We start from the raw sequence: 15,869 nt of genomic DNA, 5'->3' as shown, positions 1-15,869 counted from the left end.
AAGGAAATCCAACCGTGAAACGCTTTCTGCTCCCCGCTCTTCTCATCGCCGCGCTCGGACTCGCGCTCGCGAGCACGACGCCGCACGCCGTCGCTCGGCGGTCACGGCCGACGCCGTCTCCTTCACCGACCCCCGTCGCGTTGCCGACGGCGACGCCCGAGCCGCCGAACATCGCAATCCCGCGGCTTCAAGCGCGCATCCGCGCCAATCCGAACGATCAGGAAGCGATGACCGAGCTTGCCGGCGAGTACCTTTCGATCAATCGCCCTGATCTCGCGCTGCCGTTGACGCAGCACCTGCTGCAGGCCGGCGACAAGAGCGCGCAAGTGTACTTCCTCGACGGGTACGCGCAACAGGCACAAGGGCAGCTCGGGATCGCGGTGGCCGACCTGGAACAAGCCTCGACCCTCGACCCGACAAACGTGTCGGTGCTCGCCGACCTCGCGAATCTCTATTTGTCGATCAATCGCGCGAGCGACGCCGAACGCGTTGCGAACCGCGCCGTCACGTTCAACAAGACAAGTCCGGAGGCGTACCTCTCGCTCGGATCGGTCTACGCGGCCGAATCGCACTACGACGATGCGCGGATCCAGTTCGAGAAGGCCTTTGCACTCGACAAGACGAGCACGAAGCCGCTCGTGTCGATCGCGCAGACGTACGTGGCGCAGAACAACCTCCCGCTAGCGCTCCAAGCCGTCGAGCGCGCGCTAGTCGTCGATCCGCAGAGCGTTCAGGTCCTCGTCATGAAGGCTAGCCTCTACGCGCGCCAGCACGACGACGCTCACGCCTCCGAAGCCTTCGACGACGCTGCCGTCGCGGCTGCGACCGACGACCAGAAGGTGGCGATCTACGTACAGAAGGCGCAGTACTTCACGAGCGAGCACAAGGCTAGCCAGGCGCTGGCGGTCTACCAACAGCTCCTCTCGCGCTACCCCAACGTCGCGCTCACGTACGTTGCGTACGGAGCGTACCTTGCGGCCACGATGCACCAGGTCGATCAGGGCATGCAGCAGTGGCGCAAGGCGCTTACGCTGGATCCGGACAACGAAGACGCGCTTCGCGACATGGGCGAGTACGAGCTGCAGCACAACCGGCCCGTCGACGCCATCGCGTACTTAAAACATCTCGTTAGCGTCGCGCCGAGTGCGGATGGGTACGAGCTGCTCGGAGCGGCGTACAACCGCAGGCACGAGTTCAGCCTGCAGCGCGACGCCTGCAGCAGGAGCTTTTCCATCAAACGCTCGCCTGAGACGCTGGGGTGCATCGCGGGTGCGGACTTCGAGCTGCACAACTATCGCGAGGCATCGCAGATCTTCGACGTACTCGACAGCGCGGCGCGCGGATACCTCGATCAGAACCCGCAGCTGCTCTTCGTGGCGGCGAGGGCCTATGCGAAGAATCACGAGCGCAGCAAGGCCCTAGGCGCGTATCAACGGCTCCTCACGATGATGCAGCGTGGAAGCCCAGCCTACAAGTCCGTGCAACGTGCGATCGCCGACCTGAACAGGACGCACTAACGCAGAGCGGTGCGTTTCGTCACCGACGACCTGCTCGGCGAGCATCTTCGCGGCATCCCACATCCTGAGTCATCCGCGCGCGTCGAAGCCGTCGCCGAGCGTCTGCGCGCCAGCGGAGTTCTTCGCGATAGCTTTCCCGCGCGCGACGCCACGACCGCGGAGCTGGAGCGCGTGCACGCGCCCGCGTACGTCGCGCTGGTCGAGCGCGAAACGCGATCCGTCGAGAGCCCGCGTTACCTTTCGACCGGTGACGTCGTCATCGACCGCCACTCACGCGGCTGCGCCTTGCGTGCTGCCGGTGCCGCCATCGTGGCGGCGGAGTATGCCGCAGAGCACGGCGAAACGACCTTCGCGCTCGTGCGGCCGCCGGGGCACCATGCCGAGCCGGCACGCGGGATGGGATTCTGCATCTTCAACAATGCCGCGATTGCGGCGCGGGCGCTTCTATCGCACTACGGCGGCCGGGTTCTTGTCGTCGACTTCGACTACCATCACGGGAACGGCACGCAGGCCGCAGCCGGCAACGGGTTGTCGTACGTCTCCACCCATGCGTCGCCGGCGTACCCGGGAACCGGCAACTCCTCAGAGTCGCTGATGCTTGGCGCAGACCTGGTTGTGAATGCACCGCTCCCGGCTTCGGGGGTGAGTACCGCAAAGTTCGTTGCCGTGTGGGAGGCGCTCTTGCCGCGCGTAGCGGCTGAGGTGCGCCCCGACATGCTCGTCGTCAGCGCCGGATTCGATTACGTTGCGGGCGATCCAGTCGGCGATCTCGGCATTGGCGTCGAGGCGGCCACGCCGCTCGCGGAGCAAATAGAACGAACGGCCGCGGAGTACTGCGGCGGGCGACTCGCCTACGTCCTCGAGGGGGGCTACGTCATCGAGTCGATCGTGGAGTCGATCGCGCGCATCGCGCAGGCGGCGGACGCTCAGCGATAGTAGGCGGCCTCGCGATGGGGATCACGGTGGGGAACGACGCTCGCGATCCCTCGAGCGATCTTCTGCCAGAGGGAGAGACTCGTGACGCCCGGCATGGGTTGCGACGCGCGGATGTTGGACAGCGGCAATGCGATGACGTCCTCCAGGCCTCCATCGACGAGCGAGTCGTTGACGATGATCGGTGAGCCGACGTTGAAGTGCATGTCGGTGGCGACGCGTCCGACGGCTCGACCGCTTCGTGCATCGACGGCCCACAGAACGCCGGTCAAATCGCCGAAGTAGAGAATGCCGTCTCGTGCGGCGATGCCGCCCTTCACCGGTCCGCCGACGTGGAGCTGCCAGACGACGCGCCCGGAGTGCGCGTCGAGCGCCGTAACGATCGGAGCGACCGTGCTGCCGACGTAGACGCGATCGCCGTAGACGAGCGCGATCGCAGACTCGTTGTACCGCGGCACGACGCCTTGCACCGCGCCCAGAGTCCTGTCCCAAAGAAGGTGGCCGTCACGCTTGTCGAGTGCGTACACGTGCTCGCGTGCCACCGAGCCGTACGTCACGAACATGCCGAAGGGGCCAGCGCGCAGAGGCTGGAGGTAATCGCCGATCACCGCGCCCGGCGTTGACGCAAGCGGATCGTCACCGACTCCGCCCACGAGACGGTCGAAGGTATGCGTCCACAGGATGTTTCCGTCGTTCGCGTTCAGCGCGAAGACGGCATTCTGGAACCGACCGCAGAGATAGAGCCGCCCGTCAGCATCGCTGACGACGCTGGACATCGCGAAGACGGTCTCCAGCTCCCTGCGCCAGCGAAAGGTTCCCCGTTTAGCGTCGACCGCCAAGACGGTTCCATGTCCGGTTACCGCGATAACGTTGCTTCCGACGACCGCCGGTGAAGGCATGCCCGTCCCGTCGAGGCCGCTCCACCATTGCTCGATGCCGGTGTTTGCGGAGATGGCTTCGAGTTTGTTCATTCCCGATCCGACGACCGTAAAATACGGCGGGTCGTAGGCGGTGTTCTCGGAATTGCCGATGCCGACGTAGACGAGCCCGTGCGCATAGGCGGGCTGCGACATGATTTCGTTCTCCGCGTGGTATCGCCATCGCAGCGCGCCGGTGGAAGCGTCGATCGCGTAGAGATGATCGTCGTTGGCGGAGACGAGAATCGTCGTCCTTATGACAGTAGGGGACGACGAGATGCCGCCGGTAGGGAAGCGCCATGCAAACTCACGCGGCAAACCGCGACTCGCGACGACGACGTTGAGGCCGCCCCCCAAGCGAAAGCTCGACCACGACCGCTCCCGATCGGCGCGGAAGACCGTCACCCTTGGATCCGGCGTGCCGGCAACGCCCATCGCAGGAGACGCGTAGTGCGTCGAGCACGCGCATAGCGCGAGCGACAATGCCGAGGTCCAGCGCAACACACTCGCGGTCGGAGTCCCCACGATGCCCCGTTCGGCGCTCCGAGGGCGCGGCGCCTTGTCGCGAGAAGGGCGCGTCTCATGGCATCTCTCAGGAATGCGTGGCTTTGGCCGCTTGCGCTCGTACTTGCCGCGTGCTCGCAGCATCAGGAATCGCGCGCGATGGGCGTGACGGCGCCGCCCGATCCGAGCGTGCGCATCTTTCGCTCGGACCGTGAGACGTCGTGGACGAGCTTTCGCTTGGGGGGCGGCCTCAACGTCGTCGTGGTCGATCCGCGCCTTCCGAGCGCGTTCGCGTGGAGCGTTCGAACCGGCGGCATCTCCTCGTCCCCCGTTGTCTACCACGATGCAATTCTGGTGGCCTCGAACGACCATCGCCTGTACGCGATCGATGGAGCGACGGGTGCCATCCGCTGGACGTACAAAGCGGAGAACGAGCTCATGGCCCAGCCGATCTACGAGCGCGGCACGATCTTCGTTGCGACGGGCAACTCCGACTGCTCGGCGTACTTCCCGCCGTCGTACGTCGTCATGGGCTTGGGAACCAATCGCATCGAAGCGATCGACGCGGCGACCGGGCGAGAGACGTGGTCGCAGGGCATTGCGGGAACCGGCATGCCGACGCCCCTATTGGTCGGTGGCGCGATCGTCCACGCGGACGGCGCCGGCGCCGTCGTAGCGCTCGATTCCAAGACAGGCGCGTATCGGTGGCACGCGTCATTACCGTCGTTCTTTTCGATGACGGCGGTGACCCGCGGCGACGCAGGAAGAATCTACGTCTCCGGTGGCTTTCCCAACGCCGTCTACGCGCTGAACGCCAAGACCGGCGCGGTCCTCTGGAGACGAGCGTTCGCGCGCGTGGACGGCGCGATAGCCGACGATCCGATTGCATCGACGAAGACGAGCCTCGTGGGCATGTACGTAGAGCCGCTCGCACGTGGCCCGCAAGGCTGGGTCGTACAGTTCGGATCCCTCGCGCGCCAGCACGTATATGCCCTTGACAAGCGAACGGGAAGCGTGCTCTGGGATCGCACGCTTGCCAACGTCAAAGGCCGCGCTCCGGCGTTCAACGAATCCGCGATTCCGCTTATCTATCGAAACGCAATCTTCATCGGCAGCGCCCTGACATCAATCGTGAGCGCCCTTGACGTGCGCAGCGGGCGAGTCCTTTGGCAGCTACGCGTGAAAGGGCCCGTGAAAGGCGGGCTCGTCGCCCGAAACGGGATCGTCTATTTTGGAGATCTCGGCGGCTACTTCTGGGCGGTTGACGCGGCAACGGGCCGCGTCCTCGGGAGAAAGGCGGAAGGGGTCCACTTCAACGTCGGCTCTCCCATCATCGTGAACGACACGCTGATCGACGGCTCGCGCGAAGGAGTCGTGGCAGTCCCGTTGCGCAGCCTGCGCTCTGGGTGAGGCACGTTACTGCGCGAGCGAGAGCGCGATCTTCTCCAAGTCCTCGCGGTTCAAATCGCCGACGAGCGCATAGTGGAGGTTCCCTTGCGACCACGCGAACAGCGTCGTCGGCCCTCGATCGACGGATTCCACGTGCAGCGGACCGACCGTGAGTGCGACCGGATGATATCCCGACATGTCGACTGCGGCACCGCGGGCGTTTTCGAAGAGCGAGATCGTGCGCAGGCCGTCGGAGTAGAGGATGTGCAGCGTCCGTATCCCTTTCTCGTCGCCGACGTCGGCGGCGACCGGCGTGAAACCCTCGGGAAGAAAGCGCGGCGCTCGCGCTGCGAAGCCGCTTTCCGCCATCGCCCGCGCGGGGTTGTTAGAAGGCAGGCTGCGACTTGGGCCAATGGTTTGGGCGTAGTTGGCGGGGAGGCTGAAGGTGGAGATCGGAATGTCGTTCGTGATGCGAAGCTCGGCGAAGTGCATCTGCACTACGAGCGAGCCATCCGTGGCGTAGACCTGCCGTTGGAGCATGAGGCCGGTCGCCGCATCGACCCACAGCCGCATCGTCGTGGCACCCGAGTATCGATTCACGAGTGAGATCGTGCGGGCGCGGCGCCCCGCGATCTGCGCGTCGGGTCCGAGGATAGGCGCGTAGTTTCGCGTCAGTAGCGCGAGGTTGTGGCGCCAGCCGAAGTGGACGCCGAAGGCATCGTGCCGGGTAACGACCACCCGGTGGTGCTTCACGTCGACGGCATAGGTCGAATCTCCGCGCGAGACCGTCCAATCGCCGTACACGTTCGACGGTGCCAGATACCACCGCCGCGTCAAGTTGGGAGCGCGATGTTCGACGCGAAAGATCGAGGCATCGGATCCGTGCGACCCGATCGTCAGGAGTTCGACTTGGGCGACGAACGATACGTGAAGTGGTGCCTCCGCGGCTGCATGAAGCAACGCAAACGCCGTGTGGTCGGTTTGCGCGGGTGCCGCCGAGACGTGCGCTCCGGCTGCGAGAACGAGAAGGAGCGTGAGAACCCGGCGCAGCGTCATTCGCTCGCGATCGTGTTTGCGGCGATGGCCGCGCTCGCGTTGCCGGCGTTGGTCGTCCCGTTATCTAGCGCGGCCGGCACCACCGACGTTTGCGCGAAGGGCAGGGACCTATTGGAAAGCGCCGCGTGAGCGTCGAGATAGTACGCCGCGGCAATTGTCGGTGCATGCTGCGTATGCGAACCCAGCGATGCAAAGCCGAGCGCGAGCGCCAGCACGAGCACCGCGGCGGCCGGCAACCCGATTGCGGGCCGCACGAGGATATGTAACCGCTGAAACCACGCCGGGATGGGGCGACCCGCTATACCGGTCAAAATGTGGTTCTCGACGCGCAACGGGAGCTCTCGCTCGGCCGCACGCGCCTCGGCGCGCAGTGCTTCCGTTAAGCGAGCCTCCGCCTCGTACGCGCCGGCACACTCCGTGCAGGCGGTCAAATGGGCGTGCACCAGCACGTCCTGCCCCGGCGCGAGCTCGTGGTGGAGGTAGTCGATGAGGGTGCTGCTGTCGATATGTTCGTTTGTCATAATGTTGTTGAATGCTCGGTTACGAGTCTGCGGAGCTGGTTGCGCGCCCGGTGAAGGCGTGAGCGGACCGTTCCGATCGAGCAGCCGACGATCTCCGCAATCTCCTGGTAGCTATACTCCTCGATGTCTGCAAGTACCAGCACGGCTCGCTGGTCGGGTGTGAGTGCCTCCAACGCCTTGGCGACCGGTTCGCTCATCTGCCGCTCGACATACTCGTCGATCGGCTCGACCGCCAAAGGCCGGCTCCCCCCGAAGGCCTGCGGTGCATTGTCTTCGGGGATCTCCTCCTGATAACGTCCCTTCTGGCGCCGAAGTTCGTCCCGGTAGAGATTCGTGACAATTCGGTAGATCCATGAGAGGAAAGAGGTCCCCGGGACGAAGCTGCGCCAGGCCCGATAGACCCTGATGAAGGCCTCCTGGGTCAAATCGGCGGCATCCGAGTCGTTGCGCGTCAGGCGGTAGGCGAAGTTGTAGGTCGCCTTGCCGTATTGCTCCATGGCGCGTTCCAAGAAGGCTCGCTGCTCGGCCGAGGGCGGTTGGACGGGCTTGCGGGGAGCAGCCACGCTGGCTGCATTTTGCAGTCGCTACGTTCCTCTCCCCCAGAGGGTGCGTGCCACGAACCAGAGCGCGCCCGATACGAAGAGCAGGATGATGAAGAAGAGCGCGAGCTCGAGCATGACGATCCCCGCCCATTGACTGCCGCCGCACATGGTCACGATGCCGGCGATCAGCGAGAGTTTGAAGCGCTCGAAGGGATTGCTCGCGAGCCCGGCAACGGAGCGCGCCTGCGCGATGACGTCGTCCGGGTTCCAGGCGGCCGTCGTGAGCACGTCGGCGACGCGGCCGTTCGAGGCGACGATGAAGAGCTTGTCGTTATGGATGAAGGCGCTCGAGCTCACACGTAGCGAGTTGATGCCGAAGGCGTCGAGGAGCCGCACGATCGTCGATCCGCGCCCGGTCAGCAGGCTCCAGATTGCGGCGTTCTGACCGAACGTGCGGCCGTACTCTGCTAGGACGCGCGGCGAGTCGTACGGAGGGTCGAGCGTAATCTCGGCGAGCGCGAAGCGCGCGGGATCGAGATGCGACTGCAGGTAGGCGAACTTGCCGCTGATCGCCGGACAGAGATCGCGGTCGGGGCAGCGCGTGAAGACGAAGCTGAGCAGCAGCGTCTTGCCCGCGAAGGCGCGTTGCAGCGAGATCAGGCGGCCGCTTTGGTCGACGAGCAACGCCGAGGGCAGCGCACTCCCGATGTCGACGGGAATCACGCGCCCGGCATCGGGCAGCCCCGGCACGAAATGCCCGGCGGCAAGCGGATCGCGCAGCGTCCACGGGCGTGTCGACGTGTCGACGAAGCCGTCGACGCCGTCTCCCATTGCGAGCGGTGCGTGCGGCGAGAGCCGGTAACGGCGTGTCTGCGACGGCAGCATAAGGGGCACGGCGTCGGTTCGTATGATCGCGGTTCGTCCGCCGCGCGCGTCGAGCACGAATCCGTGAACCGGAATGAGCGACGCGGCCAAGACGAGAGCGCCGAGCATCATCCGTTTAGCTCGCGGAGATCGTGAACGAACGCGCTGCGCGCGTCGCCGTCGTCGTGAAGTACGCGCAGCATGCCGCGATCGTCGATCAGGAAGACCGGCGAGGCGTGAGCGACGGCGTAGCCGCCGCGCCTCGCCCTTCCCGGAATGCGCTGCTCCCAGACGTGATACGCAGCGTACACGCGCGCGAGGGCGCGATGCGTTCCGGTCAGGCCGACGACCGTGGCCCCGCGGAAGCGGCGGACGAAGGCGGCGAGAACCCGGGGCGTATCCCGCTGCGGATCGACGGTGACGAATACAACCTCCGCACGATCGCCTGAGGGAAGAGCGGCAATAGCACGCGCGAGCTTGGCGACCGTCAATGGACACTCATCGAGGCAATGCGTGTAGCCGAAGTAGAGCGCGACGCTCGTTCCTCGCTGCGACGCGAGACTCCAGTTGCGGCCGGCTTGATCCACGAGCGTGAAATCGGGTGCGGGGCGCGCCGGCGAGAACGCGGTTCCGGTGAATGCGGTGCCGGAGCCGCAGGCTGCGAGCACGGTGACGATGACGGCGAGGAGCGCGAGACGCACGGCACTTCTACCGTACGCCGCGGGCGGCAGGCGCCCTAGCGGAAATGGCGCAAAGGAGCCGTGAATGGCTTGGCTGGTCTTCGCGCTGCGCGTCCTCTTGGGAGGCTTGCTGATCGTCGCGGGCGCGCTCAAGGTCTCGCACCCCGAGTCTCTCGCGTCGGCGATCGCCGGATATCGCTTGCTTCCCGGTGCCCTCGTCGTACCGCTCGCGATCGCGATTCCGCCGCTCGAGCTGATCCTAGGCTTCTACCTCGCGATCGGGCTCTTCACGCGTATCGCCTCGGCGAGCGTGTGTGCCATGTTGCTCGTCTATGCCGCGGCGGTTGCGTCGGCGGTCGTACGACATATTCCGGCGAACTGCGGCTGCTTCGGCCCGGCAGACGCCGCGACGGCCGACTGGCCGCACGTCGGCGTCGACGCCGCGCTTGCGGCGCTCGCCGCGCTAATCGCCCGCCGGGCGCCGGGCTCTCTCGCGCTCGACGCAACGCTGTCGCGCGCAGCCAGGAAGGACCGCTAATGCAAAATCGCCGCACCCTCGCGTACGCGCTCGTCACCATCGCCATACTCGGCATCATCGTCGCAGTCGTCGTCGTACGAACGCTTCATCCGCCGCAGAATCTGCAGAACGCATCGTATGCCCCGGCGATGAGCGCGCTCCAAACGGGCAGTGCGGCGCCGGAGTTCCGCATCCCGTCCACGGCCGGCCTCTTCGACCTCGACAGAGAGCGCCGTCCCGTCCTGGTTGAAATCTTCGCGAGCTGGTGCCCGCATTGCCAGCACGAGACCGCCGTTCTGAACAGGCTCTACGGCGCGTTCGAGTCGCGCGTCGCTTTCATCGCCATTCCGGGAAGCACGACCGGGATGGACGGGAGCTCGCCCGAATCGGAGGCGGATCTCCTCAACTTCATCGAGCGCTTCCACGTGGCGTATCCCGTTGCGGTTTTCGACCCGCAGCTCACCGTCGCCAACGAGTACATTCAAGGCGGCTTTCCCACGATCGCCGTCGTCGGAACGAACAAGAAGATTCTCTACGTCAGCACGGGCGAGATCCCGTACCAAACGCTAGCGAGTGCTTTGAATAAAGCGCGCTAGACGACGGAGCGAAGCGCGTCGAGCGTCGTGTGGAGCACCACGGGGATCGCGAGGTTGCCGCTGCGCCGCACGAGGATCGCCATGGCGTACGCGAACGCCGCCTGTGCGGGTACCATGAGCGCGAGCGCCGGCACGATACCGTGTCCGCGCGCGACGTCGGCACCGAAGTGCCAGAGGCCGAAGGCGATCGCCTGCAAGAATGCGGCCCATTGCGTCGGCATGAGTGCGCGCAGCCTCCCGAAGAGCGCGCCGCGGAAAAGGAACTCTTGGCTGAACCCGCTCGAAAAGAAGCTCGAGAGAAAACGCCGCCCGACGAGCGCGACCGACGTATCGGCGTACAGAATCGCATACGCGACGGCAAAAAACGGCAGCACCAGCCAGATCGCGGCGGAGGCGGCGCTACCGCGGTTGAAGCCCCCCAGCCCCATCTTCGCGAACGGAACGCGTAGGAGCGCCAGCACGACGAGCGGCAGCACTGCGTACTCCGCGAAGTTCAGGAGCGGCGGGCCAAGGCCGCCCGGCGCCACGGCAGCCAATGCGGCGCCGAGATGACGATTGATGGACGACCAAAGCGGCGGCGCAAACGCGAGCGCGTGCGCGTGGACCGCGAGCATCCAACCCGTGAGCGCGACGACGAGCAGCGTCAACGCGAGCTGCAGCGGAAGGAGCTGCCGCGTGATCGGCGCGTCGCGCGCGCTTCGAGGCGGAAGCGTGACGAGGTAGGTCAGCGCGGAGCAGAAGAAGAGTGCGAGCGCGCCGATCGCATAGACGAGTGCTGCGCCTCGCAGCGGACCGGTGAGGAGAACGATCTCAGAGGCCGCCCAGAGCTCGGCGAGAACGACGATCGCGCGCATCGCGCCGTAACGTTAGACGCTGGGGGGGAAGGCGTAGTTCGGCGGCGGCACCGCCTTGCCGACCTCGAGGGTGATCTGCTGGTGCGCCCGCAGCGGAATCGCGCGCAGGTCTCCTTGCCAAAGAGCGCCGTTGACGTAGGCGGTGACCGGTCCGCGCTTTCCCGCGACGTCGTCGCTCGTCAACGGCTCACCCCAGACGTCGAAGAACATTCCCAGCGTGAACGGGCCACCGGATGGCGCGCCGATCTGCGGGGCTTCGATGTGGATGATGCCGCTTGCATCGTGCGTGTGGACCCAATAGAGGCAGCCTTGCGGTGGGATCGGAGCGATCCCGATGCCCGCCGGGATCTGCAGCTGCTTGCCGTTCACGAAGAGCGCGAGATGCGTGTGAATGTGCAGTACGGTCTGCTCGGTCGTCAGGCACGTGATGCCGTCGACGGGCGCGCCTGCGTGAGGGTTGGCCTTGATGGGATTCGCAAACGCGGGCGTGCCCAGGCCGACGTTGTCGACGAGCTGCACCGGAGCCGCGCTGGCGTTGGGTCCGGGAGTAGGCGTCGCGTTGGCCATCGCGATCGCGCGCTGTTGTTGAATGTTGACGATCGCGAAGACCGCGACGACGATGAGAACGATCGCGCCAAACGCGACGTAGACGATCGACATGGGATCGCGCCGCTTCGGGGGCTGCGGCCCACCGCGCGCGGCTTGACGGCGCTGCGCGCGAGATGATTGAGACACGAAAAAACCTCGCTTGGAAGTGACAGAGCGGGCTTTCCCTAAGCGAGCGCGGTTGCCTCCAACGGCGCGTCGGCAGGGTCCAGCGGACGCCCGGGCACGAGGTAGCCGCGGACGTAGTCGGTGACCGCCTCCGCGAGCGGGGTCATCCTGCCGTCGTAGCCGCTCGCGCGTAGGCGGTCGATGCGCGCGCAGGTGGAGTACTGGTACCGCCCGCGCAGCTGCTCCGGCATGTCGACGAACTCGATGCGCTCGGGAAGCGCAAGCGCTCGAAAGATCGGCCGGACGAGCTCGAGCCACGTCTGCGCGCGGCCGGTTCCGGCGTTCACGAGGCCGGCCGTTCCGGCTTGCGCCAGATGGAGCGTGATCTCCGCCACGTCCTTGACGTAGATGAAGTCGCGCCGCTGCTCGCCGTCAGCGAACTCCGGGCGATAGCTTTTGAAGAGTTTGACGCTGCCGTTCGTCAGGATTTGCTCGTACGCTTTCAAGACGATGCTGCGCATATCGGCCTTGTGATCTTCGTTCGGGCCGAAGACGTTGAAGTATTTGATGCCACAGCACCGGTCGGCAAGACCCGTGCGGGCCGCGTAGAGATCGAAGAGTTGTTTGGAGAACGCGTAGGCGTTGAGCGGGCGGAGCGAGCGAAGGTCGAGCTCGTCGGAGAGGTTCTCCTCGAGCGAGCCGTACGTCGCGGCCGACGACGCGTAGACGAAGCGCGCATCCCGTGCAGCAGCATGCTCGGCCAGGCGCTTCGTGTACTCATAGTTGTTGCGCAGGAGGTAACCGGCGTCGGTCTCCGTCGTCGACGAGCACGCGCCGAGGTGGACGATCGTTTGCAGATCGCCGAAGGCATCCTCGCGATCCAAGAGCCGATCTGCAAAGACGTCGGCGTCGACGTAGTCGGCGAATCGCAATGGGACGAGATGGCGCCACTTCTCGCTGCTGTCGAGGCGGTCGACGACGAGAATGTCGTCGATGCCGCGGCGGTTGAGTGCCCAGATGACGGCGCTCCCGATGAGGCCAGCGCCGCCCGTGACGGCAATCGTTCCGCGCGCGAGATCGTGCTTACGAGAGATAGTCGACCTCCGTCATCATTCCGTCCATCATGTGGACTTCGTTGTGGCAGTGGAGCAGCCAACGCCCGGCAGGCGACGTGGCGTCGAACGTCCAGCTCAACGTTCCGCCGTTTGCAGGAACGAGGGAGACGTCCTTTGCCAGCGGTCGCAGCAGAGCCTTGCCGTTGATCGCGACGATGGAAAAGACGTGCCCGTGAAGGTGCATGGGATGCTCCATGTCGGTCTTGTTCGTGAACGTCACGGCGACGCGGTCGCCGCGCCGAACGTGAATCTTCGGCGTGTTGGGCCATTGCTTTCCGTCGATCGACCAGATCGACGTCCCGTACGTGCCGCCGCCGAGGGTCAACGCTTTGCGCACGTCGGCCGGGCGTTCCCGGTAGTCACCGCCGACGCCGCAGGCTTTCTCGTAGGTGAAATAATCGACGCCTTCGAGCGATTGCGAACTGCTCTGCGGCGAGACGTTCTCCATGCCGGGCGTGCGAACGACGACGGCCTGTTCGAATGCGAGCGGATCGCTCGAGAGGCCTTGGAGGAGCCACGCTCCCGGCCGCGTTACCTCGAACCATGCATCGTAACGCTCGGCAACGCCGATGCGCAACGCGTCCACGTCGACCGGTCGCTCGAGCGGATTGCCGTCGGCGTGCGTAACGGTGAGGCGATGCGCCGCCAAGCGCACGTATCGCGTCTGCGTTGGGTTGGCGTTGAGAATGCGCAGCCGCACGCGCTCTCCGACGTTGACGGTAAGCGACTGCGTTGCGGGATAGCTTTCGCCGTTGATGCAGTGCGCACGATACGAAACCTCGTCCCCCATACGGTCGTTGGGCATCATCTCTGCCATCTCGGGAGAGCCTACCGGGTCCGTCATCGGCGCGGAGCTGCGCCCGGCCATGGCCGCGTGCACGCTCTGCATGTCCGGCACGTCGTGGAAGACCAGCGCGAACTCTTTGTCCGCGCGCTGCTCCTTCGGATCGTCGACGACGAACATGCCGAAGAGCCCACGCACCGCGCCGAGCATCATGCCGTGATCGTGGTACCAGCGCGTTCCGGGTGGCCCCGGCGCGAACTCGTAGCGAAAGCTCCCGCCGTGCAGCACCGGAGCTTGCGTCACCCCGGGAACGCCGTCCATCGCGTTGGGCAGGATCATCCCGTGCCAGTGCACGGTGGTCGCAACGCCGGTGAGATTTCGGTAGAGGACGCGTACGCGCTGGCCGTGGACGACCCGAAGAAGCGGACCGGGAACGCGCCCGTTGTACCCGAGCGCGGGGAACGCGATACCGGGCGCCGGCGTGAAGGTCAGCGCTGCGGCCGTGAGCGCGTACTCGACCACGTCGCTCGCGAGCGCGCGTTCCGAAAGCGGCGCGATCGACGCGACGGCCATCGCGCCGGCGCTGCGCCGCAGGAACGCGGCGCGGTTCACGAGCCGCCCCCGACTTCGATCGGTTTGTCAATGACCGTACTCCCGTAGCGGACCTCGACGACCCACGGTCCTGCCATGTTGAAGCGCAGAACTCCGCTCAGGACGTGTGGGTCGCTCGTCGGCCGAAGCGTGACCGCGTATTGATGCGTCTCTATCCCCATGTGCATGATCGCGGCGGCGGTTACCAGCGCCGGTATGGTGCCCGGAAAACGAACGGTCAGCGTCGCGGTCGTCGCAGGGTTCTGCGGGCTCAGCGAGATCGTCGGGCCGGCTCCCGCGGCTCCGCCGTCGAGACTCGAGAGATAGGCGGCGATATCCGCTACTTGCGCCGCGGTGAATCCGAAGTTCGGCATCGGTGGATGCGGATGCAAGATCGCAAACGCGATTCCTTGCGGCGTCAAGCGATGCTCGATTCCGAAGAGCGCCGGACCGATCCCGCCTTGGAAGTTCGTGCCGTGGCAGCCCGTGCATCCGTTCTGCGCGACGAGCCCTGCGCCGGCGTTTGCGGACGCGGCGGGGGCGAGAGGCGAGGCTGCGGCAACGCGGGGTACGATCGGCTCGACGGTGACCCCGGCGGGTTCGCTGAACAAGAAACGCTTCCCGGGCTCGTACGGTCCCGCGAAGGCGAGCTGGAGTCCGATCTGCGGCGCCGCGTTCGGCCCCACGAGCAGCTCGCCGATAAGTGCCATATTCGGCTGGAGATTGTGCGAGAAGTCGAGCACGTACTGCCGGTTGAGCGTGTCGGAGCTCGCGACGTCGTAACGGAGCAGGACGTGATTGCGCCAACCGATGTCGCGCTCCACCTCCAGCATGAAGCCGTTGAGCGGGACGTCGCGCTCCGAGAGAGCAGGTTGCGCGTCGAAGCCGTGATAGAACATCGTTTGGAAATGCCACTGCGGCGTCTGGTAGCCGTAGTAGAGACCTTCGCGCGTGAAGGGATCGGTGCCGGCGAACGCTCCGAGCGCGTCGTGCAGCGGCGCGAACCCGCGCATGCCCACGATTCCAATGCTCCACGGCTCCGACATGCCGCCGTAGGAGACGTTCGCATCGAGCGTTCGTGGATTCACGGTCTGGTTGTAGTCGAGCGCGTCGCCGGTCGCCCCGCTCCCGGTGAGGTACGATAGATTGTACATGAACTCGTTCGACATTCCGCTGAAGGCCATTCCCCAGCGCGCTTCGTTCGGGTTGAAGACGTTCTGCCCGGTCTGCTGCGTCGCGAGCAGGTAGCTGCCGAGCGTCCAGGCGTGCGCCGGCATGAACGGGAAGGGCGTGTGAAACTTTCCGAGCTGCAGCGAGTTCGTTCCATGGAAGAGGCCGTTCCACGAAAGCCACATCTGCTCGGTCTGTCCGATTTGCCCGGAGTCGATCGCATGCTGCTCGAGGTACCACGTGAAGTTGCGGCCAAGGAAGCCGCCGCCCAAGAGCGACAGATCCGAGACCATCAGCGCGCCGGGCCGATCCTTGTTGGCGAGATACGATGTGACGTACGCGCGCACCGCAAAGGGCAGCGCTTGATCCTGCAGGTGACGGTTGAGCGTTTGGAAGTTCGTCATCATGACCATCATGCCGTACGGCGTCATGCCGGGAAAGGTCGTGTGGCACTCCTCGCACGAGACGCCCTGCCCGTTTGCGAAGACCGGTACCGCCCGGGCCGCGCGCGCAGCAATCAGGAACAAGAATGCACACGCGCAGCAGAGCCACGCGATCGAAATGAGGCGCCTCATCGGAGCTCCTTATTCATTCGTTGCACCAGC

At 65.5% G+C, this 15,869-nt stretch carries 16 protein-coding genes; 5 read left to right on the top strand and 11 right to left on the bottom strand.

Annotated elements, in window-relative coordinates:
• Window positions 1–14 precede the first annotated feature (14 nt).
• Complete coding sequence (locus VMV82_06235; GenBank protein HUY41150.1) at window positions 15–1,517, top strand: tetratricopeptide repeat protein; 1,503 nt, start codon at window positions 15–17, stop codon at window positions 1,515–1,517.
• Window positions 1,518–1,526: 9 nt separating this feature from the next.
• Window positions 1,527–2,453 (top strand): histone deacetylase, encoded by a 927-nt coding sequence (locus VMV82_06230; GenBank protein ID HUY41149.1) that lies wholly within the window; start codon window positions 1,527–1,529, stop codon window positions 2,451–2,453.
• On the opposite strand, the gene VMV82_06225 is transcribed toward VMV82_06230, so the two are convergent.
• Window positions 2,444–3,892, bottom strand: coding sequence for a PQQ-binding-like beta-propeller repeat protein (locus VMV82_06225; protein HUY41148.1), 1,449 nt, complete (start codon window positions 3,890–3,892; stop codon window positions 2,444–2,446). The genes VMV82_06230 and VMV82_06225 overlap by 10 nt on opposite strands.
• 57 nt (window positions 3,893–3,949) lie before the next feature.
• Here VMV82_06225 and VMV82_06220 point away from each other — a divergent pair, with 57 nt between their 5' ends.
• Entirely contained in the window at window positions 3,950–5,281 is a 1,332-nt protein-coding gene (locus tag VMV82_06220) for a PQQ-binding-like beta-propeller repeat protein (GenBank protein HUY41147.1), read from the top strand.
• Between the two features lie 6 nt (window positions 5,282–5,287).
• Here the strand turns inward: VMV82_06220 and VMV82_06215 are convergent, their stop codons facing one another.
• The 5 genes from VMV82_06215 to VMV82_06195 are packed head-to-tail and all read right to left on the bottom strand — an operon-like array spanning window position 5,288 to window position 8,944.
• Window positions 5,288–6,316 (bottom strand): sigma-E factor regulatory protein RseB domain-containing protein, encoded by a 1,029-nt coding sequence (locus VMV82_06215; GenBank protein HUY41146.1) that lies wholly within the window; start codon window positions 6,314–6,316, stop codon window positions 5,288–5,290.
• The gene (locus VMV82_06210) at window positions 6,313–6,837 is read right to left on the bottom strand and encodes a hypothetical protein (GenBank protein HUY41145.1); all 525 of its coding nucleotides are present in this window, start codon (window positions 6,835–6,837) and stop codon (window positions 6,313–6,315) included. Before VMV82_06210 ends, VMV82_06215 begins: the two co-directional genes overlap by 4 nt.
• Complete coding sequence (locus VMV82_06205) at window positions 6,834–7,400, bottom strand: sigma-70 family RNA polymerase sigma factor (GenBank protein HUY41144.1); 567 nt, start codon at window positions 7,398–7,400, stop codon at window positions 6,834–6,836. Before VMV82_06205 ends, VMV82_06210 begins: the two co-directional genes overlap by 4 nt.
• Before the next feature lie 21 nt (window positions 7,401–7,421).
• On the bottom strand, window positions 7,422–8,375 hold the full coding sequence (locus VMV82_06200) for an SCO family protein (GenBank protein ID HUY41143.1): 954 nt from the start codon (window positions 8,373–8,375) through the stop codon (window positions 7,422–7,424).
• Window positions 8,372–8,944 (bottom strand): SCO family protein, encoded by a 573-nt coding sequence (locus VMV82_06195; protein ID HUY41142.1) that lies wholly within the window; start codon window positions 8,942–8,944, stop codon window positions 8,372–8,374. The genes VMV82_06200 and VMV82_06195 overlap by 4 nt, the downstream gene beginning before the upstream one ends.
• A 64-nt stretch (window positions 8,945–9,008) precedes the next feature.
• Between VMV82_06195 and VMV82_06190 the strand changes: the two genes are divergently transcribed.
• Both VMV82_06190 and VMV82_06185 read left to right on the top strand, forming a co-directional pair.
• On the top strand, window positions 9,009–9,461 hold the full coding sequence (locus VMV82_06190; protein HUY41141.1) for a MauE/DoxX family redox-associated membrane protein: 453 nt from the start codon (window positions 9,009–9,011) through the stop codon (window positions 9,459–9,461).
• Entirely contained in the window at window positions 9,461–10,036 is a 576-nt protein-coding gene (locus tag VMV82_06185; protein ID HUY41140.1) for a TlpA disulfide reductase family protein, read from the top strand. The genes VMV82_06190 and VMV82_06185 overlap by 1 nt, the downstream gene beginning before the upstream one ends.
• Here the strand turns inward: VMV82_06185 and VMV82_06180 are convergent.
• The 5 genes from VMV82_06180 to VMV82_06160 all read right to left on the bottom strand — a co-directional run bounded on the left by VMV82_06180 (window position 10,033) and on the right by VMV82_06160 (window position 15,839).
• Window positions 10,033–10,890: a CPBP family intramembrane glutamic endopeptidase gene (locus VMV82_06180; GenBank protein HUY41139.1), complete on the bottom strand. Its 858-nt coding sequence runs from the start codon at window positions 10,888–10,890 to the stop codon at window positions 10,033–10,035. The genes VMV82_06185 and VMV82_06180 overlap by 4 nt on opposite strands.
• 12 nt (window positions 10,891–10,902) lie before the next feature.
• Window positions 10,903–11,550 carry a hypothetical protein gene (locus tag VMV82_06175; protein ID HUY41138.1) on the bottom strand — a complete coding sequence of 216 codons (648 nt, stop codon included), beginning with the start codon at window positions 11,548–11,550 and terminating at the stop codon, window positions 10,903–10,905.
• Window positions 11,551–11,663: 113 nt separating this feature from the next.
• Complete coding sequence (gene rfaD, locus VMV82_06170) at window positions 11,664–12,665, bottom strand: ADP-glyceromanno-heptose 6-epimerase (GenBank protein ID HUY41137.1); 1,002 nt, start codon at window positions 12,663–12,665, stop codon at window positions 11,664–11,666.
• A 22-nt stretch (window positions 12,666–12,687) separates the two neighbouring features.
• Window positions 12,688–14,115 carry a multicopper oxidase family protein gene (locus tag VMV82_06165; GenBank protein HUY41136.1) on the bottom strand — a complete coding sequence of 476 codons (1,428 nt, stop codon included), beginning with the start codon at window positions 14,113–14,115 and terminating at the stop codon, window positions 12,688–12,690.
• Window positions 14,112–15,839, bottom strand: coding sequence for a cytochrome c (locus tag VMV82_06160; protein ID HUY41135.1), 1,728 nt, complete (start codon window positions 15,837–15,839; stop codon window positions 14,112–14,114). Before VMV82_06160 ends, VMV82_06165 begins: the two co-directional genes overlap by 4 nt.
• Between the last annotated feature and the right edge of the window lie 30 nt (window positions 15,840–15,869).

The sequence above is a fragment of the Candidatus Dormiibacterota bacterium genome, from assembly GCA_035532035.1.
Lineage (GTDB): Bacteria > Vulcanimicrobiota > Vulcanimicrobiia > Vulcanimicrobiales > Vulcanimicrobiaceae > Tyrphobacter.
This window is presented reverse-complemented; position numbering and strand designations above follow the sequence as displayed.